The 25079-nt window shown below is 71.9% G+C and carries 21 protein-coding genes and 1 pseudogene; 14 read left to right on the top strand and 8 right to left on the bottom strand.

Annotated elements, in window-relative coordinates:
• Nucleotides 1-45 precede the first annotated feature (45 nt).
• Nucleotides 46-774: a bifunctional DNA primase/polymerase gene (locus QF037_RS33335; protein ID WP_307031687.1), complete on the bottom strand. Its 729-nt coding sequence runs from the start codon at nucleotides 772-774 to the stop codon at nucleotides 46-48.
• 178 nt (nucleotides 775-952) lie between these two features.
• On the opposite strand from QF037_RS33335, the gene QF037_RS33330 reads away from it, so the two are divergent.
• Complete coding sequence (locus QF037_RS33330; protein ID WP_307031685.1) at nucleotides 953-1816, top strand: glycerophosphodiester phosphodiesterase; 864 nt, start codon at nucleotides 953-955, stop codon at nucleotides 1814-1816.
• On the opposite strand, the gene QF037_RS33325 is transcribed toward QF037_RS33330, so the two are convergent.
• The 4 genes from QF037_RS33325 to QF037_RS33310 form a co-directional block, all read right to left on the bottom strand.
• Complete coding sequence (locus QF037_RS33325; RefSeq protein ID WP_307031684.1) at nucleotides 1795-2409, bottom strand: TetR/AcrR family transcriptional regulator; 615 nt, start codon at nucleotides 2407-2409, stop codon at nucleotides 1795-1797. The two genes, QF037_RS33330 and QF037_RS33325, sit on opposite strands and share 22 nt — an antisense overlap.
• Nucleotides 2410-2799: 390 nt before the next feature.
• A complete protein-coding gene (locus tag QF037_RS33320) occupies nucleotides 2800-3786 on the bottom strand; it encodes a small ribosomal subunit Rsm22 family protein (protein ID WP_307031682.1) in 987 nt (328 codons plus the stop codon).
• 52 nt (nucleotides 3787-3838) lie between these two features.
• Nucleotides 3839-5029 (bottom strand): serine hydrolase domain-containing protein, encoded by a 1191-nt coding sequence (locus QF037_RS33315; RefSeq protein ID WP_307031680.1) that lies wholly within the window; start codon nucleotides 5027-5029, stop codon nucleotides 3839-3841.
• A complete protein-coding gene (locus QF037_RS33310; protein ID WP_307031677.1) occupies nucleotides 4981-6276 on the bottom strand; it encodes a multidrug effflux MFS transporter in 1296 nt (431 codons plus the stop codon). The genes QF037_RS33315 and QF037_RS33310 overlap by 49 nt, the downstream gene beginning before the upstream one ends.
• Nucleotides 6277-6364: 88 nt before the next feature.
• On the opposite strand from QF037_RS33310, the gene QF037_RS33305 reads away from it, so the two are divergent.
• From QF037_RS33305 to QF037_RS33290, 4 genes are all read left to right on the top strand, one after another.
• Nucleotides 6365-7354 carry a Gfo/Idh/MocA family protein gene (locus QF037_RS33305; RefSeq protein ID WP_307031675.1) on the top strand — a complete coding sequence of 330 codons (990 nt, stop codon included), beginning with the start codon at nucleotides 6365-6367 and terminating at the stop codon, nucleotides 7352-7354.
• A gap of 60 nt (nucleotides 7355-7414) precedes the next feature.
• The gene (locus tag QF037_RS33300; protein ID WP_307031673.1) at nucleotides 7415-8173 is read left to right on the top strand and encodes an SDR family oxidoreductase; all 759 of its coding nucleotides are present in this window, start codon (nucleotides 7415-7417) and stop codon (nucleotides 8171-8173) included.
• A gap of 344 nt (nucleotides 8174-8517) precedes the next feature.
• The gene (locus tag QF037_RS33295) at nucleotides 8518-9990 is read left to right on the top strand and encodes an ABC transporter permease (protein WP_307031670.1); all 1473 of its coding nucleotides are present in this window, start codon (nucleotides 8518-8520) and stop codon (nucleotides 9988-9990) included.
• 88 nt (nucleotides 9991-10078) lie between these two features.
• Nucleotides 10079-10792, top strand: coding sequence for an ABC transporter ATP-binding protein (locus QF037_RS33290; protein WP_307031668.1), 714 nt, complete (start codon nucleotides 10079-10081; stop codon nucleotides 10790-10792).
• 294 nt (nucleotides 10793-11086) lie between these two features.
• On the opposite strand, the gene QF037_RS33285 is transcribed toward QF037_RS33290, so the two are convergent.
• Nucleotides 11087-12067: an aldo/keto reductase gene (locus QF037_RS33285; protein WP_307031666.1), complete on the bottom strand. Its 981-nt coding sequence runs from the start codon at nucleotides 12065-12067 to the stop codon at nucleotides 11087-11089.
• Nucleotides 12068-12138: 71 nt separating this feature from the next.
• Complete coding sequence (locus QF037_RS33280) at nucleotides 12139-12462, bottom strand: nuclear transport factor 2 family protein (protein WP_307031664.1); 324 nt, start codon at nucleotides 12460-12462, stop codon at nucleotides 12139-12141.
• Between the two features lie 100 nt (nucleotides 12463-12562).
• On the opposite strand from QF037_RS33280, the gene QF037_RS33275 reads away from it, so the two are divergent.
• The 4 genes from QF037_RS33275 to QF037_RS33260 all read left to right on the top strand — a co-directional run bounded on the left by QF037_RS33275 (nucleotide 12563) and on the right by QF037_RS33260 (nucleotide 14732).
• Nucleotides 12563-13171 (top strand): DoxX family membrane protein, encoded by a 609-nt coding sequence (locus QF037_RS33275; protein ID WP_373463851.1) that lies wholly within the window; start codon nucleotides 12563-12565, stop codon nucleotides 13169-13171.
• A gap of 40 nt (nucleotides 13172-13211) precedes the next feature.
• Complete coding sequence (locus tag QF037_RS33270; protein WP_373463850.1) at nucleotides 13212-13619, top strand: DUF6153 family protein; 408 nt, start codon at nucleotides 13212-13214, stop codon at nucleotides 13617-13619.
• A 70-nt stretch (nucleotides 13620-13689) separates the two neighbouring features.
• A complete protein-coding gene (locus QF037_RS33265; RefSeq protein ID WP_307031658.1) occupies nucleotides 13690-14322 on the top strand; it encodes a DUF305 domain-containing protein in 633 nt (210 codons plus the stop codon).
• A 65-nt stretch (nucleotides 14323-14387) separates the two neighbouring features.
• On the top strand, nucleotides 14388-14732 hold the full coding sequence (locus QF037_RS33260; RefSeq protein ID WP_307031657.1) for a MazG-like family protein: 345 nt from the start codon (nucleotides 14388-14390) through the stop codon (nucleotides 14730-14732).
• 210 nt (nucleotides 14733-14942) lie between these two features.
• On the opposite strand, the gene QF037_RS33255 is transcribed toward QF037_RS33260, so the two are convergent.
• Nucleotides 14943-16619, bottom strand: a complete 1677-nt coding sequence (locus tag QF037_RS33255) for an SWIM zinc finger family protein (RefSeq protein WP_307031654.1) — start codon at nucleotides 16617-16619, stop codon at nucleotides 14943-14945.
• 239 nt (nucleotides 16620-16858) lie between these two features.
• Here QF037_RS33255 and QF037_RS33250 point away from each other — a divergent pair, with 239 nt between their 5' ends.
• The 5 genes and pseudogenes from QF037_RS33250 to QF037_RS33235 all read left to right on the top strand — a co-directional run bounded on the left by QF037_RS33250 (nucleotide 16859) and on the right by QF037_RS33235 (nucleotide 25079).
• A complete protein-coding gene (locus QF037_RS33250) occupies nucleotides 16859-18454 on the top strand; it encodes a TIGR02677 family protein (RefSeq protein WP_307031652.1) in 1596 nt (531 codons plus the stop codon).
• Nucleotides 18451-19080, top strand: a pseudogene (locus QF037_RS51080) (TIGR02678 family protein); the annotation flags it as partial. The gene QF037_RS33250 and the pseudogene QF037_RS51080, both read left to right, overlap by 4 nt.
• A 106-nt stretch (nucleotides 19081-19186) precedes the next feature.
• On the top strand, nucleotides 19187-19681 hold the full coding sequence (locus tag QF037_RS51075) for a TIGR02678 family protein (protein WP_373463849.1): 495 nt from the start codon (nucleotides 19187-19189) through the stop codon (nucleotides 19679-19681).
• A complete protein-coding gene (locus QF037_RS33240; protein ID WP_307031650.1) occupies nucleotides 19681-23826 on the top strand; it encodes a TIGR02680 family protein in 4146 nt (1381 codons plus the stop codon). The genes QF037_RS51075 and QF037_RS33240 overlap by 1 nt, the downstream gene beginning before the upstream one ends.
• Complete coding sequence (locus QF037_RS33235) at nucleotides 23823-25079, top strand: TIGR02679 family protein (protein ID WP_307031648.1); 1257 nt, start codon at nucleotides 23823-23825, stop codon at nucleotides 25077-25079. The genes QF037_RS33240 and QF037_RS33235 overlap by 4 nt, the downstream gene beginning before the upstream one ends.

Below are 25079 nucleotides of genomic sequence, written 5' to 3'. Positions count from 1 at the left end.
CCTCGTTCCCCGAGGAGGTGCCTCTTCTTCTCAGGAGGAGGTGCCTCAGCCGCGCGAGGGCCAGGCCGTGGAGGCGTGGTCCCGGTTCTCGCCGGCCCAGCGGGCGCCAGCGTCGGTGAGGATCTCCAGCAGGCTCAGCGGGTCGGGCAGCGGGTGCTCCGGGCCGCGTACCCAGCGCACGGTCCGACCGTCACCGGGCAGCCGGGCGGGCGGTACGAGGACGTAGGACCCGCGGCAGTGCCAGCGAAGCCCCGGGTGCTCGTCCATCGTCTCGGGGTGGCAGTCCAGCTCGCACGGCCACCACTCGTCCTCGTCCTCGGGGGTGCCGCGGGTGAGGGTGAAGAACATCAGCCGGCCGTCGGTCTCGGCGACCGGGCCGACCTCGATACCGGAGGCGAGCAGCCGCTCCAGGGCCTCGCGGCCGGCGTCGAGGGGCATGTCCAGGACGTCGTGCACCATGCCGGTCGCGGTGATGAAGTTGGCCTGCGGCTGGTGCCGGGCCCAGCGCTCGATCTGGGTGCGGTCGGTGGTGGACTGCGTCTGCCAGGCGAAGGAGACGGGGTGCCGGGCGGGCGTGGGACAGCCGACGCGGTCGCAGGAACAGCGGTAGCCGGCCGGGTGCGCGGCGGGCGCGAGAGGCAGTCCCGCCCCGGCGGCGGCCAGCAGCAGGGCCTCACGGCCGCCGTCGTCGGCGGCGTCCTTCGGGCGGCGTCCACGCAGCCACTGGGTGAGTTTGCCCTGCCGGCCGGTCCGGCCGCCGAACTCCTGGCTCATGTATCGCCTCGCCTCGCTGTGGTGCGGACAGCATGCTCTATGGTCCCACCATCCTGCGCTCCCGGTGGCCGGAGCCGACAACCGGGGTAGGCGGGACAGGGCGTACCGGGGAGGAGGATCGGGTGAAATCCTCCGCTTTGGCAGGATTTAAGGACCAGGCGTCCCTACCGTGGTCGTCATGGTCACGAGGATCGCGCTGACGGGCCTGGCTTCGGTGGCTTCCCTGGTCTCGCTGCTGGGACCGACGATCCCGCTGGAGTGGGGACCCGGACCGCTCACAGTGGACTCGCTGCCGCGTGTGACATACGTCGCCCATCGTGGCGGCGCCCGTGAGGTGCCCGAGAACAGCCTGTCGGGGCTCATGGCCGCCTACGGACGCCGTACGGCCCACGTACTGGACTTCGACACCCGCATGCTGAGCGACGGCACGCTCGTCGTGATGCACGATCCGCTGCTGAACCGCACGACGTATCTGGGCGGCGAGGTGCACAAGCTGAACGTGCGGGAGTGGCAGGGCGTACGGGTGCGTCCCAAGGCCTCCCTCCCCGGCAGCTGGCGGTCGGAGCGGCCGCCCACCGTGGCCCAGGTGCTGGATCTGCTGGGCGGGCGGGTCGTGCTGATGCTGGAGGCGAAGGACCCCCGGAGCGTGGCCCCGCTCGCGGCACTGCTCCGCTCCCGGGGCCTGACCCGCTCGGTCGTCGTCAACTCCAACGACCCGGCACTGGCCCGGCGAGCCCATCGTCTGGGTCTGCTGACCTGCCTGTGGCGCTCGGCGCAACAGCTGCGCACCGACCGCCCCGAGCGGTGGCGGTCCTTCGTGGACGTCCTGGACGTCGACTACAAGGCGCGTGACGCGGACCTGGTCCGGGCGGTGAACTCCGGTGTCCGGCGGGTGTGGGCGCACACCGTGGTGACGTCGGCGCAGCGGGACCGGGTGCTGGGGCTGGGCTGCGACGGGGTGATCACGGATACGCCGGGGCGGCTGGCGCGGGCTCCTCGGCGGGCTCCTCGGCGGGGGCCTCAGCGGGGGGCGAGACCGTAGAGGGCGTAGTCGACGAGGGTGTCGGTGTACGTGTGGTCGATGGGGCCGGTGTGCTGGAGCCAGCGCTGGGCCAGGGGCGAGACGAAGAGCTCCAGGGCGATGCGCGGGTCGATGTCCTGGCGTACCTCGCCGGTGTCCTGTGCGGTGCGCAGACGGTCGACGTAGAGCTGGAGCGAGGGTTCGAGCAGCTTGGCGACCAGTTCCCGGCCGAGCTGCTCGTTGACGACGCCCTCCGCGGCCAGCGCCCTTGACGGCACCTCGAAACGGGGGTCCCTCAGCTCGTCGACGGTGGCGCGCAGTACGGCCTTCAGGTCGGCGGCGAGGTCGCCCGTGTCCGGGAAGGCGTACGACTCCTGGCCGGCCTCGCGTGCGGACTGTTCGCCGAGGTCGAGGAAGGCCTCCATCAGCACCTCCGCCTTCGACGACCACCACCGGTAGATCGTCTGCTTGCCGACGCCTGCGCGGGCCGCGATGCCCTCGATGGTGGTCTTGGGGTAACCGACCTCGCCGACGAGTGCGAGGGCGGCGTCATAGATGGCGCGACGGGACTTCTCGCTGCGGCGAGTGGTGTCGGGGGCGGGCTGCTTGACCATGGGCCGACGGTAGCAGGCGAGTGAGACGCCCCGTCTCGTCGAACCCGAGAGTTCCTCGCCCCCGCCGCCCCTACCCGTCCCGTCCCCAGGGGCTGCCGCCCCTTCAACCCCGCTCCCAGGGGGCGCTGCCCCCTGGAACCCCCGCTCCTCAAACGCCGGAGAGGCTGAATTGAGCTCAGCCCCTCCGACATCCCAGGACCAGGCTGACGCCGTCGCCGTCCCGAACCCCCGCCCACCCGCGGGGGGCTTCGCTTCTCGACGCCGGTCCGCATCTTCCAGCCCGTCCGGCGTTTGAGGACGAGGCCCGTTCAGGGCCGAAGCGGGGGTCTGGGGGCGGCAGCCCCCAGGGACGGGACGGGTAAGGGCGGCGGGGGCGAGGAAAGGCCCGTGCTACGGCAGTGGGGGCCAGGGGTCGCCCCAAGCCGCGTTCCTTGCCGCCTTGTACAAGTCACCGTGGCGCTTCGTCACCGTCGTGCGGGACAGTTGCTCCTCCGTCTCGCAGAGGTCCAGCAGGACCTGGCCCTTGCGGATCTGGGGGCGGCGGATGACGCGGGACACCGCCGGGGTGACCGGGAAGCGGGCCGCGGCGACGTAGCTGAACTTCTCGTCCTCGTAGGGCAGGGAGCCACCCTTGACCTGCCGGTGCAGGGACGAGCGGCTGACCCGTGTCGAGAAGTGGCACCAGTCCTCACCGGGGACGATGGGGCAGGCCGCGCTGTGCGGACAGGGAGCCGCGACATGGAAGCCGGCCGCGATCAGACGGTCGCGGGCCTCGATGACCCGGGCGTAACCGTCCGGCGTACCGGCCTCGACGATCACCACCGCCTGCGCGGCACCCGCGGCCGCGTCGACGAGGGCGGTGCGGTCGCCGGGAGTGAGTTCGTTCAGGACGTAGGACACCGTGACGAGGTCCGTGCTCTCGAGCGCGAGGGAGGATCCGATCCGCGAGCGTCGCCACGTCGCACCCTCCAGCGCCGGGTTCGCCACGGCGATCTCCCGGCCGAGGGCGAGCGCGGGCTCCGCCCAGTCGAGGACCGTGACCGACCGCGCACCGGACCAGGTGGCACTGACCGCCCAGGTCGCCGCCCCGGTCCCCCCGCCGACGTCCACATGACTCGCCGGCACCCACCGCGGCACCGCGTCCGCGAACGCGTCCAGCGCCGAGCGCACCGCCTCGAAGGTGGCCGGCATCCGGTACGCGGCGTACGCGGCGACGTCCGCCCGGTCCCGGAGGATGGGCGCGTCGGTCGGGGTGGCCCCGCGGTAGGTGGCGATCAGCCGGTCGACGGCCTGCGCGGCCTGCTTCGGGGGCAGTCCGTCGAGGACGGTGGCAAGGGTGGCGCGAAGGGTCTCGGCCGGGGATACGGGGGCGTTCACCCGGCGATTCTAGGTCGCCCGGAACCCGCCCCGAACGCCCTCGCCCTCACCCTCACCCGCCAGACAGACTGGTGGGCCGGACCGCGCGCGCCAGACGGGTGGCCCCCGCCGCTCTCGGTCTGCTGTCCGGTGGCCGTCTTCGGGGGTGGACCGCGTTCGACAGCAGCACCAGGAACGTGTCCGTCGAGCGGTCCAGGACCAGCGAGGTCCCGGTGAAGCCGGTGTGGCCCGCGGCCCCCCGCCCCGCCAGTTCGCCCATGAACCACGGCTGGTCGATGGCGAAGCCCAGGCCCGGCGGGGTCAGCATGAGTTCGACGAAGTCGGGGCCGAGGATGCGGGCGGGGCCGTAGGAGCCGCCCGCCAGCAGGGCGCGGCAGAAGACGGCCAGGTCGCGGCCGGTGGAGAAGAGACCGGCGTGGCCCGCCACGCCGCCCAGCGCCCACGCGTTCTCGTCGTGGACGACTCCCCGCAGCATCCCCCGGTCCGCCTTGGCCCAGGGCCGCCGCTGGTACTCCGTCGCCGCCGCCCCGGGGCACGGCCCGAACCCGGTGGCCGTCATCCCCAGCGGCCGGGTGATGCCGTCGTGGACGAGGGTGTCCAGGCCCCGGCCGGTGATGCGTTCCAGGACGTGCTGGAGGAGGAGCAGGTTCACATCCGAGTACGTGTAGGTGCCGGGTACGCCGATGGGGGGCTCGGACCGCAGCAGCTCCAGCCGCTCGGCGTCGTCCGCGCAGTCGTACAGCGGGAGTTCGGGGCGGAGCCCGGAGGTGTGCGTGAGCAGCTCCCGTACCGTCACCCCGTGCTCGGCCGCCGCCCGGAAGTCCGGCAGGTACGCGCCCACCCGGGCGTCGATGCCGAGGGTGCCGCGTTCGATCTGCTGCATCGTGGCGACCGCGGTGAACAGCTTGGTGAGGGAGGCGAGGTCGAAGGGGGTCGCGACCGTCATGGGGACGCGTGCCTTGCGCGGCAGCTCCACGCCCGCGTCGGCCTCGGGGTCGTAGGAGGCGTACCGGACCGCCCAGCCCGCCGCCGCCTCGACGGCGATCACGGGGCCGCGTCCGGCGACGACGACGGTGCCGGCCGCCCAGGGGCGCTCGCCGGTGGTGAGGTCGTGGACCTCCTGGGCGAGGTGTTCGAGCTCTCCGGGGTCGAGTCCGGCCCGTTCCGGTGTGTCGCTGCGCAGTCTTGGCGCGCTCAGCTCTCTGCCCCCTCCGCGCTCGCACGTCTGTTCCAAGGACGGCACATTCCCATGAAACAGGCAAGCGCTACCAGTGCCGACACGACTTGGACCACGGCCATCGGTACGGCAGTGTCCTCCCCGGCGATCCCGACCAGCGGGGAGGCGATGGCCCCGATGAGGAAGGAGGAGGTGCCGAGCAGGGCGGAGGCGGAGCCCGCGGAGTGCTTGGTGCGCAGGAGGGCGAGGGACTGGGCGTTGGGGAGGGTGATGCCCATCGCCGACATCAGGACGAAGAGAGCGGCGGCCACGGCCACCAGACCGGGCTCGCCGAACACGCCCAGGGACATCAGCAGCAGCGCGGTCGCGGCGGCGATGACGATCGCGAGCCCCGCGCCCAGCACCTTCTCCAGGCTGACCCGGCCGACCAGCACCTTGCCGTTGATCTGGCCGACGACGACCAGACCCACCGAGTTCAGCCCGAAGAGCAGGCTGAAGGTCTGCGGCGAGGCCCCGTAGATCTCCTGGATCACGAACGGCGAGGCCGAGATGTACGCGAACAGCGCGGCGAAGGCGAAGCCGCCCGCGAGCATGAAGCCGGTGAAGGGGAGGTCGGCGAGCAGGGTGCCCATGGACCGCAGGGCCGCACCGACCCCGCCGACATGGCGCCGCTCCACCGGGAGGGTCTCGGGCAGCCGGGCCCACACCAGCACGGCCAGCAGCGCGCCGACGACCGTCAGCACCACGAACACGCCCCGCCAGTCCGTCACCCGCAGGATCTGTCCGCCGATGACGGGCGCGACGATCGGGGCGACCCCGCCGATCAGCATCAGAGTGGAGAAGAAGCGGGCCATGGCCACACCGTCGTAGAGATCGCGTACGACGGCCCGCGCGATCACTATCCCGGCCGCCCCCGCCAGCCCCTGTGTCAGCCGGAAGGCGACCAGGGTCTCGACGGTGGGCGCCAGGGCGCACAGGGCGGTGGCGAGGACATAGACGACCAGCCCGGCGAGCAGCGGGCGCCGCCGGCCCCAGCGGTCGCTCATCGGACCGACCACGAGCTGGCCGAGGGCCATGCCGAGCAGACAGGCGGTGAGGGTGAGCTGGACGGTCGCGGCGGACGCGTGCAGGGAGTTCGTGACCTCTGGGAGCGAGGGGAGGTACATGTCCATCGCCAGCGGAGGCGTGGCGGTCAGGCCGCCGAGGGTGAGGGTGACGACCCAGCCGGTGCGGCGGACGGCACGAGTGGGCGGCTGCGCCGGTGCCGCAGCCGCCTGTTCCAGGTCCGATGTCGATGCCCCGCTGTCGGGCATGTGCCCCTCCCTCTGAATCCGATCCGCCACCTATGCTCTCAGCTCGTACACGGTGGCGAGTGTCACGCGAGCGAGGATGGACGCGGGGATGACGGAGCAGAGGGTGCGCTGGGGAATCCTGGCGACCGGTGGGATCGCGGCGGCGTTCACCGCCGACCTGGTGGATCTGCCGGACGCGGAGGTCGTGGCGGTGGCCTCGCGGAGCGAGGAGTCGGCGAAGGCGTTCGCGGAGCGGTTCGGGATCGAGCGGGCGTACGGCGAGTGGGGCGCGCTGGCCGAGGACGCGGACATCGATGTCGTCTACGTCGCCACCCCGCACTCGGCGCACCGGGCGGCCGCCGGTCTGTGCCTGGAGGCCGGGCGGAACGTGCTGTGCGAGAAGGCGTTCACGCTGAACGCGCGCGAGGCGGAGGAACTGGTCGGGCTCGCACGGGAGCGCGGAAGCTTCCTGATGGAAGCCATGTGGATGTACTGCAATCCCCTGATACGGCAGCTCAAGGCGCTGGTGGACGACGGCGCGATCGGCGAGGTGCGCAGCGTCCAGGCCGACTTCGGACTGGCGGGCCCCTTCCCGCCCAGCCACCGTCTGCGCGACCCGGCACAGGGCGGCGGCGCGCTCCTCGACCTCGGTGTGTACCCGGTGTCGTTCGCCCAGCTGCTGCTCGGGGAGCCGTCGGACATCGCGGCCCGCGCGACGCTCTCCGACGAGGGCGTCGACCTCCAGACGGGCGCCCTGCTCTCCTACGACAGCGGCGCGCTCGCCTCGGTGCACTGCTCGATCATCGGCGGTACGGCGACCTCGGCGTCGGTCACCGGTTCGCTGGGCCGTATCGACGTGCCGTACGGCTTCTTCTTCCCGGACCGGTTCGTGCTGCACCGGGACGGCCGCGACCCCGAGGAGTTCAAGGCCGAGGCCGGTCCCCGCAACAGCCTCAAGCACGAGGCCGTCGAGGTGATGCGCGCGCTGCGGGCCGGTGAGAGCGAGTCGCCGCTCGTCCCGCTCGACGGCACGCTCGCGGTGATGCGGACGATGGACACGGTCCGCGAGCGCGTCGGGGTCCACTACCCGGGAGAGTGAGACATCCGCATCGCGGACTATTGATTCCGCATCACGGATGGACCTCGTACGCTCCCTGCCATGACTGAACGTGGATCGAAGATCGCCGTCGTGACCGGCGCCGGCTCGGGGATCGGGCGGGCCGTCGCCGTGGAACTGCTGCGGACAGGATGGTCCGTGGCGCTGGCGGGGCGCCGCACCGGGACGCTTCAGGAGACGGCGGCGCTCGCACCCGAGGCCGCCGCCCTCGCCGTGCGCGCCGATGTCGCGCGACCCGACGACGTGGCGGCGCTGTTCGCCGCGACCGTGGAGCGGTTCGGGCAGGTGGACCTGCTGTTCAACAACGCGGGGACGTTCGGTCCCGGCGGGGTGCCCGTCGAGGAGCTGCCGTACGACGCGTGGCGGCACGTGGTGGACACCAACCTCAACGGGGCGTTCCTGTGCGCACAGGCGGCGTACCGGCAGATGAAGGAGCAGGATCCGCAGGGCGGGCGGATCATCAACAACGGTTCGATCTCCGCCCATACGCCGCGTCCGCACTCCGTCGCCTACACCGCGACCAAGCACGCCCTGACCGGCCTCACCAAGTCGCTGTCCCTGGACGGGCGGCCGTACGGCATCGCGGTCGGGCAGATCGACATCGGGAACGCGGCCACCGACATGACCGCGCGGATGCAGACCGGTGCGTTGCAGGCCAGCGGCGAGGTCGCACCCGAGCCCGTGATGGACGTCGCGGATGTCGCGCGCACGGTGCGGCACATGGCGGAGCTGCCACTGGGGGCGAACGTGCAGTTCGCGACCGTGCTGGCGACGGCGATGCCGTACGTCGGACGCGGTTGAGGGTTCAATCTGCACAACCGGAATAAGAACATCCGGCCCATCTGGGCCGGTGGCGGACTTATGCTCTACACCTCCTCCATCAGAGCTTCACATTTGGAACAGAGCGCTTCCGCAGACCAAAACCGAGGGGGGAGACGGCAGTCGTTCCACCGCACCGGATGGGGGTGGGCTCCGCGCGGGACCGCGGAGTACACGCCGGTGGATGGAACGACTGCCGTGCACTTTCTCAGCTCTCGCACATCCCTTCTCAGGCCTTGCACATCGCTTACTCACGGCTCCGCAATGCAAGGTCCCTAACTTGAGGCAGCGCCCACAGCGGGCGCCAAGAACCTCTGAGGAACGGGATGTTTGGCATCTATCTCAAGCGCGAGCTGGGTCGGCGCAAGAAGGCCGCCCTGGTGATCGCACTGGGTCTGGCGCTCGGTATCGCGCTGGTCATCACCGTCAACTCGGTGTCGGCCGGCATGTCTCAGGCTCAGGACAAGGTCCTGAAGTCGCTGTACGGCCTCGGCACCGACATGACGGTCACCAAGGCCAGGTCGGCACCGACCGACAACAGCTCGGGCAGACCGAACTTCGAATTCGACGCCAGTTCCAACGACAGCGACGACCAGCAGAGCTCCGACCGCGTGATGACGCAGGGCGGCCAGGCCCTCAAGGCCGCGCTCGTCGCCAAGGTCGCCCAGCAGAAGGGCGTGGCGAACGCGGTCGGCGCGATCACCCTGAACGTCACCAAGGTCGACGGCTCCTTCACCCAGGGCAAGGCGCAGTCCACGACCGGCAGCAGCCAGTCCCAGGGCCAGGGCGGCCCCGGTGGCGGCAGCGGCGGCACCAGCACGGCGGCCCCCCAGGTGCAGGGCGGCGGCGCCTCGTTCGACGTGAATTCCTACTCGGTCGCCGGCGTCGACGTCACCGACCAGACCCTCGGCCCGCTGGCCGGCATGGAGATCACCTCCGGCAAGACCTTCACGGCCTCGCAGACCAACGCGAAGGTCGTGGTGCTCAGCAAGTCGTACGCCAAGGAGAACTCGTACAAGGTCGGCAAGACCCTCAAGATCTCCGGCACCAAGTACACGATCATCGGTATCGCGACGGCCTCCAGCAGCGAGTCCACCACCGACGTCTACCTGCCGCTGAAGCAGGCCCAGACGCTGGCCGACGCCAAGAACCAGGTCACCACGATCTACGTCAAGGCGACCGACTCGCAGCAGATCGACTCGGTCAAGTCGACGATCCAGAAGAACATCTCCGGTACGACGGTGACGACCTCGGCCGACCTCGCGGAGACCGTATCCGGCTCCCTGTCCACCGCCTCCGACCTCGCGACCAGCGTCGGCAAATGGCTGTCCATCGCGGTGCTCGCCGCCGCCTTCCTGGTCGCCGCGCTGCTGACGTCCTCGGCGGTGTCCCGCCGGGTGCGTGAGTTCGGCACGCTGAAGGCACTCGGCTGGCCGAGTCGCCGGGTGACCCGGCAGGTCGTCGGCGAGTCGATGGTGAACGGTCTGATCGGCGGCGCCCTCGGCATCGGCCTGGGACTCGCCGCCGCGTACACCGTCACCGCGATCAGCCCCAAGCTGACCGCGCAGCTCGGCAGTTCCGGCGGTGGCGGCATGGGCGGCGGCCCCGGTGGCGGTGGCGGTCCGGGCCAGCAGTCCACGCAGAACACCATGGAGATCGCGCTGTCCGCGCCCGTCTCGCTGACCACCATCGCCCTCGCGGTGGGCCTGGCGGTGACCGGCGGTCTGATCGCCGGCGCGATGGGCGGCTGGCGCGCCTCCAGGATGCGGCCGGCGGACGCGCTGCGCAGCGTGTCGTAGAGCCGGGCCCGACCCCCTTGAGCTGGGGTGCCGCGTCCGTTCCCCCGGACCGCGGCACCCCACCCCCCTTACTGATGGAGAGCACCTCATGTACAGACTGACCGGCGTCACCAAGCGCTACTCGCGGGGCAAGGACACGGTGGAGGCGCTGCGCGGCGTCGACCTCACCATCGAGGACGGCGACCAGCTCGTCATCCAGGGCCCCACCGGTGGCGGCAAGTCCACCCTGCTCCAGATGATCGGCGGACTGGACCGGCCGACCGAGGGCAGTGTCGAGTTGGACGGCGTCGACCTCGCGAAGATCAGCGAGGCGAAGCTGACCCGGCTGCGGGCGGAGAAGATCGGCATCATCTTCCAGTCCTTCAACCTCATCCCGACGCTCACCGCCCAGGAGAACGTCGAGACGGCCCTGGTCCCGCTCGGCGTGAAGCCGGCCGAGCGGCGCGACCGGGCGGCCGAGGCGCTGCGCTCGGTCGGCCTCGGCGAGCGGCTCGGCCACGCGCCGTCCGAGCTGTCCGGCGGCCAGCAGCAGCGGGTCGCCATCGCCCGCGCGCTGGTGAAGAAGCCGAAGGTGCTCCTCGCCGACGAACCCACGGGCAACCTCGACGAGGGCACCCGTGACGACATCATGGCGCTGCTGGAAGGGCTGTGGCACGAGTACGGGCTGACCTTCATCATGGTCACGCACGACTCGTCGATCGCCAAGAAGTCCCCGCGTCTGGCCACCATCAAGGCGGGTCAGATCACGCTGACGGATCAGCGGCAGCAGTATGCGCAGCAGTTCGGCGGGCAGGGGTACTAGTGCCGCGGCAGGCAACGTTTGCCCCGTCGCGACGCCCGGCACGCTCCCCCACTGCCTTGAGGGCGTGGGAGGGGCCCCCACTCGCCGCACCGGCCGAAAGCCCAAGTACGTCCAGTACGAGGGCTTCCGGCCGGCACGCCGAGAGCACGCTCCCCCACGACGCCGCTCCTTGACGGGCAAACGTTGCCTGCCGCGGCACTAGTCGTCGTTCGTCTGCGGGTGTGCGGGGGCTGGTCGCGCCCACGCGGCTGAGCCGCATATCGATACAGCCCCGCGCCCCTGGGTGGGGTCCGCTCACCGTTCCAGGATTTGGTTGATCTCGGTCAGCTGAACGGCGGTCAGCGACCCCTTCTCCATTGCGCCCGCGTTCTGTTCGGCCTGAGCCAACGAGCGGAAGCCCGGGATCGGGATCGTGCGCGGGCTGCGGGCCCAGATCCAGGCCAGGGCGCCCTGGGCGAGGGTGCGTCCGTCGCTGGTGAGGATGTCCTTGAGCGCGTCGATCCGAGCGAGCCACTGCGGGTCGGCCTCGGAGCCGTCCCCGAAGCCCGGGAGCCAGGCCGGCGGCTTGCTGCGGATATCGCCGGCGTCCTGCGGCCCTTGACGCTTCCCGGCCAGCAATCCCATCGCCAGCGGGCTGCGGTTGATACTCGCGAGCCCCAACTCCTCGCACAGCGCCAGCATTTCAGGGGCGTCCTGCATGACATTCAGCGCGTGCTGTACGGCCGCACAGTGCTCGCCCTCCGCAAAGACGGCGGCGCGGGCCGGGTCGTCGGTGCTCCAGGCGTAGGCGCGGATGAGGCCTTCGCGTACGAACTCCTCGCACAGGTCGCGGAGTCGGGCGCCCTGGTCGGGGTGGGCGTCGGAGAGGTGCAGTTGGTACAGGTCGACGTAGTCCGTGCCGAGGCGGGTGAGGGAGGCGGTCAGCGCCTTGCGGGCGTGGTCCGAGGAGGTGTCCTGCCCGTTGAGGATGCGGGTGTCCTCGTCGAAGAGGTTGCCCCACTTGGTGGCGACGACCACGTCGGCGCGGCGCTTGCCGAGGGCGCGGCCGAGGATCCGCTCGCTGTGCCCGGTGCCGTAGACGTCGGCGGTGTCGAAGAAGGTCACGCCGAGGTCGAGGGCGCGGCGGATCGCCCGTACGGACTCGTCGTCGTCGACCTTGCCCCAGCCGAGCGGCTGTCCGCCGAGGTCGGACCACTCACCGCCGATGGCCCAGCAGCCGAAGCCGAGGGGGCTGACCTCTATGCCGCTACGGCCCAAAGTCCTGTTCGTCTCCATGGGTCGAGACGCTAGGGCTTGGAGCGCACTTCAAGGCAAGGGCTTTCTCGGAACCTGTCTGCCGGGCCTCGCTATGCCTGCCCGGTCTCGAAACGGGTGATCTTGTCGCCGTCGACCTCGAAGTGCCACTTGGTGCGCATCTCGCCCCAGGTGTCGTTGCTGTAGCGGGCGATGAGGTCGCGGCCGCCGCGGGACTCGTTGTCGACCTCCATGTGACCGTGGGAAAAGAAGATCTCCCGGTCGATCCAGTCGTCGAGGTCACGGTCCGAGCCGTCGTCCGACATCGTCGCGCCGGGGGCGAGGAGGGCCATGAAGCCGTCGCGGTCGTGCGCGTTGACGGCGTTGACGAAGGCGCGGACCGCGGGGTCGCTGAGTTTGCCGGTCTGAATCGTCATGGCAGCCAGACTCACACCGCTCCCCCGGGCCCGCCACCCGAACGGCGGCGCGGGTGACTCCGGGAGGTGTCAGGAGTGCGACGGTGGAAACGCGAGGGGGATGTTCCGTCCATCTCTTACGGGAGCCATCGTGACCTCACACGCCTCTTCCTACGACCGACGCGATCTGGGCCTGCTGTTGCTCCGGCTGGGTACCGGGGGCGTGCTGGCCGCCCACGGCGCGCAGAAGCTGTTCGGCTGGTTCGGCGGCCACGGCATCGAGGGGACCGGCCAGTTCATGGAGTCGGTCGGCTACTCGCCCGGCAAGGCGAGCGCCACCGCGGCGGGCCTCGCGGAGGCCGGCGGCGGCACACTGCTGGCGCTGGGCCTGGCGACACCGGCGGCGGGCGCGGCGGCGGCCGGTGCGATGGCGGGGGCGTCCACCGTCCACACGCCCAACGGCTTCTTCAACGCCGAGGGCGGCTTCGAGTACGCGGCGAGCTTGGGCTTGGCGGCGACGGGCCTCGCCATCGCGGGTCCCGGACGCCTGTCCCTCGACCACGCCATCGGGCACGTGTTCGACAGGGGTTGGATGGTCCCGACCGCCCTAGCCGTGACGGCGGCGGCCACGGCGGCGGTCGTGGGGGCACGCAACCGCAGGCTCCAGGAGAAGGAGCGGCAGGAGCAGGCGGAGCAGTTGAACGACCAGGAGGCGTTGTTCGGGGAGTAGGGAGTGCCCCCTACGCGGGCCAGGCGCCCGCCGTCCTAGGATGGCCCCCGTGACCGGCCCCGAGCACCACCTCGCACGACCGCCCCGGTGGCGGTGGCGGGCGCTGCTCGTGCTGGCTCTGCTGGCGGGGCTCATGGGCATGCACGCCCTGGCTCCCGGTGCCGCTGTCGCGGACGACCACCCGCACCCACCCGTGGCCGCCGTCTCTGTGGCCGCCGTCCATGACGGATGCGCGGGCGAGGGCCACTGCGGCTCGGGCCACGTCTCGCACGCCGACGCCACCTGCGCGGCGGCCGCGGTGAGCGGTGGGCCGACGCTGCCCGCGCTCGTGCCCGACCCGGTCGCCGTCGTCGTACGAGACGAATCACCGCGCGCGTACGCCGGTTCCGACCCGGAAGGCGCCCGCGCTCCCCCGTCCCTGGCGGAACTCCAACTCCTGCGGATCTAGACACCACGCCGCGCACCTCGGTGTGCGCCTCGGCATGTCCAGATCCCTTTCATCCAGCAGGAGTTCACGCATGAGCACCACCCGTACCCGCCGCGCTGCCCTCATGGCGGCGACCGTCACCGCCACGCTCGTCCTGGCGGCCTGTGGCGGCAACGACAGCGACGACGCGAGCCATGGGAGCAGCCACGGCACCTCGTCGTCCCCCTCGGCCGACACCGCCGCCGCCCACAACGCCCAGGACGTCTCCTTCGCGCAGGGCATGATCCCCCACCACCGCCAGGCCTTGGAGATGGCGGAACTCGCCGCCGACCGGGCCTCGTCCGCCCAGGTCAAGGACCTCGCCGCACGCATCGAGAAGGCACAGGACCCGGAGATCAAGACCATGTCCGGCTGGCTGAAGTCCTGGGGCGAGGAGGTCCCGGAGGCGGGCGCGTCGATGCCCGGCATGGACCACGGCTCGCAGTCCGGGATGCCCGGCATGATGGACGACGGCGACATGGAGGAGTTGGGGAAGGCCTCCGGCAAGGGCTTCGACACCATGTTCCTGACCATGATGGTCGAGCACCACGAGGGCGCGATCGACATGGCGGAGACGGAGAAGGCGAAGGGGCGGTACGCCGCTGCGACCGCCATGGCCGACGACATCATCACGGGCCAGACCGCTGAGATCACCGAGATGAACAAGCTCCTCGGCAAGAGCTGACCTGGTGAACCGGGGGAGGTCGACGGCCTCCCCCGGGTGTCAGTGGCGCATGCCAAGCTGCGTCCATGAGTGATCGCGACACGACGGCCGACGTCTGGGCGGGCATCGACGCCCTGTGGACCTGGCTGGAGACAAGCCAACCCCTGAACGGCCAAGAAGCCCTCCTCCTACGGATGTTGAAGCTGTCGGAGGAGGTCGGCGAGGTCGCCCAGGCGGTCATAGGAGCGACGGGCCAGAACCCGCGCAAGGGCACCACCCACACCTGGGACGACGTCCAGGGAGAGCTCTGCGATGTCGTGATCACGGCGCTCGTGGCGCTGCGGACGCTGACGCCGGATACGCGGGAGGTCTTCGACCGACACCTGAACCGGGTCATGGAGCGGTCACAGGGGCCGACGCAGACCCGTTGACCACGGGGATCTCCTCGGCGCCCGGAAGGCGTCAGCAACCCTCGGATCATCACGGACAGGGACAACGAGTCATACCGGTCCCGGAGGCCGCGAGCCCGGCGCGCTTGGCCCAAGCGGTACACGACAGCGGTGCGCCTTCCTACAGCCGGCCTGCGGGGGCCGGCTTCGGTCACGTTCTGGCCGACCGCTTCCTCGTGGGACCGGTCCGGCTCACAAGCCGTGCTGCTCCATCAGGCGCATCAGGTTCCGCTTTCGTCCGTGGGCGCCACGCAGGGCGGTGACGTACGCGGTGAACTCATCCTGCGTGCCCAGCAGGCGATGGCATTCGCGGATGCTCACCAACAGGCCGACGAGCTCTTCGTAGACCGCGTTGCCGGTCGGCCCGATGAGGGGCTCGGCCAGGCGCAGATAGACGGCGAGCGCGTCGGCGGGACGGGCCGCGCGGACCCGGTCGGCGAGCGCCAGCCACTGGCGGTCGTCGGCGCCGCAGTGGGAAGCGGCGTCCCAGGCGGCTTCGTCGTCCTTGTCGTCGAGGAGGGCGTCGACCAGGACGGTCCCGCCGTACCTCCTCGGGGTTCCCCGTTCCGCCTCGGTGCGCAGCAGGGCGAGGGCCCCTGGGCGTTCCTCCTGCCAGCATTCGGCGGACCGGGCTGCGGCGCGCAACTTCTGGTAGGCGAGCAGGGAGCGGCGGGCGCCGAAGTGTTCGCGGCGCAGGGTGACGACGTCCGCGAGCCTGGCGGCCTGTGCGTAGCGTTCGCAGAGGTGGTCGACGAGGGCGGTGTCGACAGCGGCGAGATCCGGCGTCTCCCGAATGCCGCGTTCCGCCCAGCGCAGGGCCTCATCGGATCGTCCCGCGGAGTCCAGCTCGCGGGCGATGACCAGGTGCGTATGCCCGTTGGACGCCAGGTCCGCCGCGTGTACGGCGATCACCATGTCGATGTCGCCTCCGGCCTTGGCCAGCCGCTGCATCAGCGACTTCTCGGCCCAGCCGGTGCGCCTCTTCCGCCATGCCGCGACTGCCAGTTTCCGCAGGGCGGTCATTCCCTGCTCGCCCAGGACGTCCTCGTAGTCGAGCGGGTCGATGTCGCAGATGCTGTCGAGGTCCCTGAGTGTGTGCTTGACCAGCCAGCCGGCCAGTACCTCCGGGTCGGGGCGCGCCGTGCGGCAGGCGTGGAGATGGGCGTCGACGAGGCCGGCACCGACCTCACCGAGCCGACCGTCGGAGTCGTCGATGCTGTCAGCTGCCTCGGTCAGCAGCCGCATCCCTTCGACCGCCATGTCGATCGCTTCGTCTGCCTGCCCCGAGTCGGTCACCGCGTCGATGGCGGACACCACTTGCGCGGCCTGGTCGGCAAAGGCACGGGCATCGGCGTACTCGACGTATCCGTACTGTGCGAACGGACCGATGTCGAGCAGTTCGCGGATGCGCGCCCGGACCCCGGCGAGATCCCCGCGGGCGCTCGCGGCCCGCACCTCCAGACGTCGTCGTAACTGCCGGTCCTGGTCGGCCTGTTCACGGACCAGAGCCAGCAACTCGTCCTTCGACAGGGCGGACAGCCAGGCGTCGAGGTTCTGTGCCCGGTTCCGGGCCGACTCGCGCTGCCGTGGCAGGGTGTCCTGCTGGGCGAGCACGGTGAGACCGAGGGCGACCAGGTGCTTGCAGAAGTTGCCTTCCAGCCCGTAGGGGCAGTCACATGCGCCGGTTGCCCCCTGGGGCCCTTCCAGGCTCAGTTCCACTTCGTAGCGTTCCGTGCCGTGGACGCTCGCGGTGATCCATCCGTCGCCGATGTCCACGCCGGTCACCGCGTCCAGATACCCCCGCCCACGTTCGAAAGAGCGGGTACCGGCCAGCGCTTTGAGTTTCGCTTCGGTGAGGATGCCGTTCATGGTCTTCCGCCCTGCTGCGGTGGTGCACTTGCGGTTGCGGTGCGTCAGCCTAGCTCCGGGCGAATGTCGGCGGCACGTCGCGCAGTTCGCCGGTACGAACCGGACGCCGGCGCGAGCCAGGAGGTGCGTCGCCGACCACCACCGCCGTCGCGGCTCCCTCCCCCGGTCGATGACGACGCTGCGTGAAGGTCAGGCGAGAATTGCCGAACCGGGGCCCTTGTCGGGAAGAATACCCAACGATGACGTCGACGCCTTCCGGACCGGCACGGGCCGGGTACGCGCCCTTCGCCCACCTCACCGTGCCGAACGCCGCCCTGTACCGGCGGGTGATGAGCGCGTTCCTGGCCGCGAAGGAGCGCTTCGCGGTGCATCTGCGTCCCGAGGACGTGTTCGCCGCGCTGCCGCCGGAGCACCGGCCCGCCGAGCCGGAGGCGGTGGTCAAGGCGTTGGACAGTCTCGTGGAGTGGGGCAATCTGCGGGCGGATCCGGACACCTCCCGGGTCACCGCGGTCGAGGACTTCTACCGCAAGCGCTTCATCTACCAGCTCACCCAGGCCGGTGAGGCCGCCGAGCTGGCCTTGTCGGCGTACGACGAGGCGCTGGGGCGGCGCGGCGCGCTGCAGGCGGTGGCCCTGCACGACATCGTCACACAGCTGCGGGCCCTGCTGGTGATCGCCGCCGAACAGGAGGAAGGCGAACCGGACGCGGCCAAGGCCCATCTGGCGCTGTCCGCGCTGACGAGCCGGTTCGAGGCGCTGGCGGAGAACGCGCGGGCGTTCATGGGCTCCCTGCAGCGCACCATCGACCTGCACGATGTGGAGGTCGAGGTGTTCCTCGCCTACAAGGATCGCCTCATCCAGTACCTGGAGCGGTTCATCCAGGACCTGATCACCCTGGGCGGGCGGATCGCCCTGCTGATCGGTGAGTTGGAGGACCAGGAGAGGGTCGACGCGCTCTTGCGGCTGGCGGCGGCGCGGGAGGCCGCCGATGCCGCCCCGGACGAGACCGAGAGTGCCGAGGCACAGGCCTACGCGCGGTGGGTGGCCCGCTGGTCGGGGCTGGCCGCCTGGTTCGTGTCGGCGGACGGCCGCGAGTCGCAGGCCCGCCTGCTGCGCGGGCGCGCTCTCGGCGCGATCCCGCAACTGCTGGCGGTGGTGCGGCAGTTGAACGAGCGGCGGGCCGGGCGTTCGGACCGGTCGGCGGACTTCCGCACCCTGGCCCGCTGGTTCGCCGAGGCCCCCGACGACGCGGCGCGGCACCGACTGTGGCGTGCCGCGTTCGGGCTGTATCCGGCACGGCACCTCACCGTCGACGCCGACACCCTCGAACAGCGTGCCGCCCGCCCGGTGGCCGCCGCCACCCCGTGGGCCGAGGCCGAACCGCTGCGGATCAGCCCGCAGTTGCGCCGCACCGGCAGCTACGAACGGCGCGGCAAGACCCGCCGGGTCCAGGACCGCTCCGAGCAGCGCAGGCACCTGGCCGAGATCGCCGCCCGGCAGACGCAGGAGATCGCGGCCGCTCGCGCCCGCCTCGCGACGGACGGCACCACACGGCTTTCCGCACTGGGCGCACTCGACCCACTCGCCTTCGGTCTCTGTCTGCAACTGCTCGGCGACGCCCTGGCCACCTGGCGGCCGGGCATGACGACCACCGTCGCGACCAGCAACGACGGCACGATGGAGATCCGGCTGACCGCTCTGGCGGACGGGACGACGGCCGAGATCCACACCCCCGGCGGCACCTTCCGAGGCCCCGACCACCTGGTCGAGATCACCGATCTCACGCAGACCGGTCAGGTGCGCGCCGACGGCATTCCCACGGGAGGGGAGCGATGACCACACCCCTGGGCGAGGTGCTGGACAGCCGGCGCGCCGCCGAGTTCCACAAGGCCGCCCGCGCCCTGCTGAAGGAGCCGCTGCTGCTGGCGCACGGCCCGTACGCCGAGGAGTTCCGCCTGGTACGCCGCCACGCCGGCGACCTGCGCGACTGGTTCGACCGCAACACGGGCTGGCCGCTGCGGGTGGACGCGGAGGCTGCCCGGCTGGGCCGGACACCTGGCACCCTGACCGACGCCACCCATCCGGCCCGCGAGGCCTCCCGCGCCCGCGCCCCCTTCACCCGCCGCCGCTATGTGCTGCTGTGCCTGGCGCTGGCCGCGCTGGAGCGGGGCGAGGCGCAGATCGCGCTCGGCCGGCTCGCCGAGCAGGTGGTCCTGGACGCCGCCGATCCCCAACTGGCCGCCGCGGGGATCGAGTTCACGCTGGAGCGACGCGAGGAGCGGCTGGATCTGGCGGCGGTGGTACGGCTGCTCATGCGCTACGGGGTGCTGCGCCGGGTGGCCGGGGACGAGGAGGCCTACGTCAGCGGGGCGGGCGATGTGCTCTACGACGTCCAGCGCCGGGTGCTGGCCGGGCTGCTCGCCGCCCGCCAGGGACCGTCGATGATCGGCGCCGACAGCTTCGAGGACCGCGCTGTCCGAACTGACCGCCGAAAGCGCCCTGGACAGCGACGACCTGCGCTTCCGCGCCATCCGCCAACGGCTGACCCGGCGCCTGCTGGACGATCCGGTGCTGTACTACGAGGAGTTGACCGACGAGGAACTGGCCTACCTGACCCGCCAGCGTGCCTTCATCACCGCACGGATCACCGAACTCACCGGCCTGGTCGCGGAGGTGCGGGCCGAGGGCATCGCCATGGTCGACCCGCTGGACGACCTGACCGACGTCCGCATGCCCGAGCAAGGCACCCACGGGCACGTCACGCTGCTGCTCGCCGAGCACCTCGCGAGCGCGGACGGTGCCGTCAGCCGTGCGGAGTTGGAGGAGAGGGTGCGGAAACTGGCCATCGAGCACGGCGGGTTCTGGTCCAAGAGCGCAAAGCAGCCCGGCGCGGAAAGCGAGTTGGTGGATCAGGCACTGGCCAAGCTGACCGCACTGGGCCTGGTCACCGCCGTACCCGGCGGCATCGTCCCGCTGCCGGCGCTGGCCCGGTACGCGGTCGGCGAGACCGTCGTACAAGAACCAGGTGTCCCCCGCCCCCGCACCTCTGAGCGAAAGACGTGATGGCCGTGACCGCCGCCCTGCCCGCCCCCACGCCCGGCCGGTGGCGGCCACTGCGCGTCGGCCTGGTGGACCTGTTCTACTACGACACCGAGGAGTTCTGGTTCCGCGACGGCCGACTGCTGCTGCGCGGCAACAACGGCACCGGCAAGTCCAAGGTCCTCGCCCTGACCCTGCCCTTCCTCCTCGACGGCGACCTGTCCGCGCGGCGGGTGGAGCCCGACGCCGACCCGGGCAAGCGCATGGAGTGGAACCTGCTGCTAGGCGGACAGCACCCGCACCCCGAGCGGCTGGGCTACACCTGGATCGAGTTCGGCCGCCACGACGAGGCCACCGGACAGGACCGCTTCATCACCCTGGCCTGCGGACTGAAGGCGGTCGCGGGACGCGGCATCGCCCGTCACTGGTACGCCGTCACCGACCAGCGCATCGGCGCCGAACTGAGCCTGCTCGACGCGACCGGCACCGCCCTGTCGCGGGACCGGCTTGCGGAGGCGCTCGCCGGACGCGGCATGGTGTACGACACCGCCACCGCGTATCGCAGGGCGGTGGACGAGGCGTTGTTCGGGCTGGGTGAGCGGCGGTACGCGGCCCTGGTGGACCTGCTGATCCAGCTGCGCCAGCCGCAGCTGTCGAAGCGGCCCAACGAGGCGGCGCTGTCGCGTGCGCTGACCGAGGCGCTGCCGCCGATGGACCAGGCGGTGATCGCCGATGTGGCCGAGGCGTTCCGGTCGTTGGACGAGGAGAAGGAGGAGCTGCGGGCGGCCACCGAGGCCGAGCGGGCGGCATCCGCCTTCCTGGATCACTACCGCCGTTACGCCCGTGTCGCCACCCGCCGCCGAGCCCGGCTGCCCCGCCACGAGCACGCCCGCTACGAGCAGTTGGGCCGCGACCTCGCGCAGGCCCAGAGCGCGCGGTCCCAGGCCGAGGAGGAGCGGGAACGGATCGCCGTACGGCTGATGGAGCTGGAGGAGCGTGCCACACGGCTGAAGGCGCAGGAGGCCGCGCTGCGCGAGGGCCCGGAGATGCGCAGCGCGCGCGAGCTGGAGCAGGCTGCGGCCGACGCCCGCCGCACAGCGTCCGATGTGGCCCGCGCCGAGGCGGACCGGGAGCAGGCCGCCCAGGCCCATACCCGCGCCCTGGGTCGTCTGGAGAGCGCGGGCAGGCGTCTGGCGGCGGCCGAGGAGCAGGTCGCGGACATGCTGGCGCGCGAGCGGGAGGCGGCTGCGGCCGCGCACCTGGACGGCGAGCTGCGCGCCGAGGGTGCCCCGGAGGCCGAACTGCGCCGTGTGGCCGGGGAGTCGGTGGCGCGCAGACGGCGCACCCTGGATCACGTGGAGGAACTGGCGTCACGGGCCGAGCAGGCTGCGGCCGAACGGCGCGCCGCGGCCCGCCGACTGGACGAGGCCCAGACCGAGGCCGGGCACACCGCCGAGCGGCGGGCCCAGGCGGAGGCCGCCGCCACCGAGGCGGGCCGGGAGCTGGTGGCCGCCGTACGCGAACACCTCGATGTGTGCGAGGAGTTGCGGCCCCAGGATCCGACGGGCCTGCTGGACGGCCTGCAGGACTGGGTCACACACCTGCAAGGGCCCTCGCCCGCGCGGGTGCACACCGCCGACGCCCATCGCACCCGGGCCGCTCACCTGGCCGACCGGACGGCCGCCCTCGGCCAACGCCTGACGGAACTGACCGCCCGGCGAGCCGAGACGGAGCGGGAGCTGACGGACCTGGAGGCGGGCGGCCAGCGTGCTCCCGCGGCCCCCCACACGCGTACTCCTGGCGTGCGCGAGCAGGCACCCGGGGCGCCGTTGTGGCGTCTGGTCGACTTCCACGACCACGTCACGCCGGATGAACGCGCTGGATTGGAAGCCGCGTTGGAGGCTTCCGGTCTGCTGGACGCCTGGGTGCGTGCGGACGGTACGACGGTGGCTGCCGACGGGCATGACGTTCTGCTGTCACCCGGCGCGCCGCAGGCCGGCCCGGTACTCGCTGACGTGCTGCGCCCCGCGGTGGACCACGGTGACGCACGGGCGGTGGCGGTGGGCGAACAGACGGTGGCCCGCCTCCTGACCGCGGTGGGGCTCGGCCCCGGCAGTTCCGGCGGCACATGGGTGGCGGTGGACGGTCACTTCCGGATCGGGGCGCTGACCGGTAGCTGGTCGAAGCAGGCGGCCGTCTACGTCGGCGAGGGCGCCCGCGAGGAGGCGCGCCGGGCCCGGATGGTCGTACTGCATGGCGAACTCGACGACTTGGCAGGCGAGTTGACTCAAGTGGAGGCCGAAAGGGTCACGGTGACCCGGCGTCGGCGCACCCTGGACGCCGAACTGGCCGCCGTCCCCGACGACGCCGCCCTGCGCCACGCGCACGCGCTGGCCGCGGCCGCCGCGGACGCCGCCCACCGGGCCCGCACCCGCCAGGACGAACGCGCCGCCGAACTGGCCGCAGCAGCCGGGAAGGAAGCCGAGGCCACCACCGAACTCACCGACACCGCGGCCGCCGTGAACCTGCCCACCGACCGGCCGCACCTGACAGCCGTCCGCCAGGCACTGGCCGACTACACCGCCGTCCTCGCCGCACTGTGGCCCGCCCTGCGCGAGCGAACCGAAGCCGGGCGCATGGCGGCCGCCGAGCGCACGGAAGCCGAACAAGCCGGCACGCGGGTCGCCGAACTGGCCCTGCGCGCGGAAGAGTCGGCCCGATTGGCGGCCACCGCCGACGAACGCCACACCACCTTGCGTTCCACCGTCGGCACCGCGGTCGCGGAGCTGGAGCGGCGCCTTGCCGCCACCGCCGAGGCCCTGGCCACGTGCGAGCGCGACCAACGCACCTCCCGCGAGGAACACACCGCCGCCGGCCGGCGCGTGGGCCATGCGGAGGGCCGTATCGAGCAGCTGGAGAAGGACGTACACGACGCCGCCGCCTCGCGCGCCGAGGCGATCGCCGCGCTCCAACGCTTCGCGGCCACCGGCCTGTTGACCGTAGCCCTTCCCGAGACGGCCGTTCCCCCGCCGGATGACGGCCCATGGGCGGCCACCCCGGCCGTAGCACTCGCCCGTACCATCGAGGCCCAGCTGTCGGGCCCGTCGGGCACCGACGACTCCGACGGCGCCTGGGAACGCGTGCAGAAGCGGCTCAGCGAGGAGTACAAGAAACTCCAGGACGCCCTCTCCCGAGGCGGTCACACCGCCACGGCCCGCATGGTCGAGGACGGCATGGTCGTCGACATCGTCTACCAGGGCCGCCGCCGGACCGTGCCCGAACTGGCCGCGGCCCTCACCACCGAGACGACCGAACTGGCGCGCATCCTGTCCGCGCACGAACGCGAGATCCTCGAAACCCACCTGCTCACCGAGGTCGCCGGCACCCTGCAGGAACTGATCGCCGCCGCCGAACGCCAGGTACGGGCCATGAACGCCGAACTCCAGGAACGCCCCACCTCCACCGGCATGCGACTGCGCCTGGTGTGGCGCCCCTCGCGCAAGGCACCGACCGGCCTGGCCCAGGCACGCGAACGCCTGCGCCAGTCCGCGGACGCCTGGGCACCCGAGGACCGGACGGCCGTCGGGGAGTTCCTGCAGGCCGAGATCGCCCGCCGGCAGTCCGACGACGCGGCGGGCAGCTGGCTGGAGGTCCTCACCGCGGCGCTCGACTACCGTGCCTGGCACGAGTTCGGCATCGAACGCCACCAGCACGGCACCTGGGTCCCGGCCACCGGCCCCGCCTCCGGCGGCGAACGCGTCCTGGCCGTCTCCGTCCCCCTGTTCGCCGCCGCCTCCTCGCACTACGCCACGGCCGCCCCCGACGCCCCGCGCCTGGTCACCCTGGACGAGGCGTTCGCGGGCGTGGACGACGACTCCCGCGCCAAGTGCCTGGGCCTGCTGCACGCCTTCGACCTGGACGTGGTGATGACCAGCGAACGCGAATGGGCCTGTTACCCCCAGGTCCCGGGCATCGCCATCGCTCAGCTCTCGCGCGTCGACGAGATCGCGGCGGTGCTGGTGACCCGTTGGGAGTGGGACGGGGCCGAGCGTGTCCGAGGCGGCGAGCCGGAGCATGGCCTTGCGGTACTTCCGGCCCAGACGGGACCTTCGACCGCCACGGTTGAGGCGATGGCACCCGGCTCGGACCAGGAAGGGCTGTGGCCGTGAGCGGCCCCGAACACCCCGACCTCGTCCGAGAACCCGTCGCGCGCGTCGACCGGGACCGCCTCGGCCGCCTGCTCGGCGACCCCGACCTGGTCTGGCTGGTCGAACGGATACGCCGCCGCATGGAGCGGGACGAGCCGCTCACCGGCCCGGTCACGTTGGCGGCCCCCACCACCGCCGAGCGCGCGGCCGCCGAACGCCTGCTGGGCCGAAGCCCCGGCACCGGCCGCTCACTGACCGTACGCCTGGACGCGGTGGACGACATGCTGCGCCGCTCCGGCATCAGCCCCGACGGCCTCGCCCCGGCGGTCACCACGCTCACCGGCCCGGTCGACCGCCTGGCCGAGATACGCGCGCGTGAGGCGGCGGCGTGGCAGGACGCGTACACCCCACTCGCAACGCTGCGGCCCGAACTGTCGTCCTGGGCAGATCGGTTGCGCGGGGAAGGTCTTCTACGCCGTCTCGCCCGCACCCCCGAAGCGGCGAAGACCTTGCTCACCGAAGCGGCGACGGCGCTACGGGCGCTACCTGCCGCCCCCGCCGTATCCCTGCCCGCCTTCGCGGCCACCGCACTCGGCGACGCCCACGCCCTCGACGACGGCACCCCACTGGCCACCGTCGTCCTGTCCGGGGTACGCGCCCTGACGGGCTTCCCGGACGGCAGCGGCGCCGAGTGGCGGCGCGAGGCCTGGGCCTCGGCCGGTCTGCTCCGGGACGCCCTGTCCTCCACCGTCCTCACCCTGGGCCTGCGCGGCACCCCCGCCCTGGACTGGATGACGGATGCGGGCGAACCGACCGTCCTGACCCTGCGCCAGCTCACCCACAGCCCGCCGCGAACGGCGCCTCCGGTCGTGTACGTCTGCGAGAACCCGACAGTCCTGGCCACGGCAGCCGACACCTACGGGCCTGCCTGCGCGCCGCTGATCTGCCTTCAGGGCCAGCCTTCGGCCGCCGCTCTCACTCTGCTGCGTCACCTACACAGCCAGGGGTCCCGGCTCTGCTACCACGGTGACTTCGACTGGGGCGGGCTGCGCATTGCCGGGGCGCTGCTGCGGCGCGTGCCGTGGCAGCCGTGGCGCTACACGGCCGCCGACTACCTCACGGCGGCCGCGGCCACACCCTTGGCACCACCGCTGACCGGCACACCGGCCACCGCGGCGTGGGACCCCGCCCTGCCGGTGGCTCTGACCGAACTGGGGGTGCGGATCGAGGAGGAGATCGTCCTCGATCCGCTCCTCGCCGACCTGGCCCCCTGA

The sequence above is a fragment of the Streptomyces canus genome (assembly GCF_030815415.1).
Classification (GTDB): Bacteria; Actinomycetota; Actinomycetes; order Streptomycetales; family Streptomycetaceae; genus Streptomyces; species Streptomyces canus_F.
Note: the sequence above shows the minus strand (reverse complement) of the source record. Positions and strands in the feature narration are given on the sequence as shown.

Coding starts and splice junctions, on each gene's coding strand:
- QF037_RS33335 (WP_307031687.1), bottom strand. CDS start 774: ATGAGCCAGGAGTTCGGCGGCCGGACCGGCCGGCAGGGCAAACTCACC.
- QF037_RS33330 (WP_307031685.1), top strand. CDS start 953: ATGGTCACGAGGATCGCGCTGACGGGCCTGGCTTCGGTGGCTTCCCTG.
- QF037_RS33325 (WP_307031684.1), bottom strand. CDS start 2,409: ATGGTCAAGCAGCCCGCCCCCGACACCACTCGCCGCAGCGAGAAGTCC.
- QF037_RS33310 (WP_307031677.1), bottom strand. CDS start 6,276: ATGCCCGACAGCGGGGCATCGACATCGGACCTGGAACAGGCGGCTGCG.
- QF037_RS33305 (WP_307031675.1), top strand. CDS start 6,365: ATGACGGAGCAGAGGGTGCGCTGGGGAATCCTGGCGACCGGTGGGATC.
- QF037_RS33300 (WP_307031673.1), top strand. CDS start 7,415: ATGACTGAACGTGGATCGAAGATCGCCGTCGTGACCGGCGCCGGCTCG.
- QF037_RS33295 (WP_307031670.1), top strand. CDS start 8,518: ATGTTTGGCATCTATCTCAAGCGCGAGCTGGGTCGGCGCAAGAAGGCC.
- QF037_RS33290 (WP_307031668.1), top strand. CDS start 10,079: ATGTACAGACTGACCGGCGTCACCAAGCGCTACTCGCGGGGCAAGGAC.
- QF037_RS33285 (WP_307031666.1), bottom strand. CDS start 12,067: ATGGAGACGAACAGGACTTTGGGCCGTAGCGGCATAGAGGTCAGCCCC.
- QF037_RS33280 (WP_307031664.1), bottom strand. CDS start 12,462: ATGACGATTCAGACCGGCAAACTCAGCGACCCCGCGGTCCGCGCCTTC.
- QF037_RS33275 (WP_373463851.1), top strand. CDS start 12,563: ATGTTCCGTCCATCTCTTACGGGAGCCATCGTGACCTCACACGCCTCT.
- QF037_RS33270 (WP_373463850.1), top strand. CDS start 13,212: ATGGCCCCCGTGACCGGCCCCGAGCACCACCTCGCACGACCGCCCCGG.
- QF037_RS33265 (WP_307031658.1), top strand. CDS start 13,690: ATGAGCACCACCCGTACCCGCCGCGCTGCCCTCATGGCGGCGACCGTC.
- QF037_RS33260 (WP_307031657.1), top strand. CDS start 14,388: ATGAGTGATCGCGACACGACGGCCGACGTCTGGGCGGGCATCGACGCC.
- QF037_RS33255 (WP_307031654.1), bottom strand. CDS start 16,619: ATGAACGGCATCCTCACCGAAGCGAAACTCAAAGCGCTGGCCGGTACC.
- QF037_RS33250 (WP_307031652.1), top strand. CDS start 16,859: ATGACGTCGACGCCTTCCGGACCGGCACGGGCCGGGTACGCGCCCTTC.
- QF037_RS33240 (WP_307031650.1), top strand. CDS start 19,681: ATGGCCGTGACCGCCGCCCTGCCCGCCCCCACGCCCGGCCGGTGGCGG.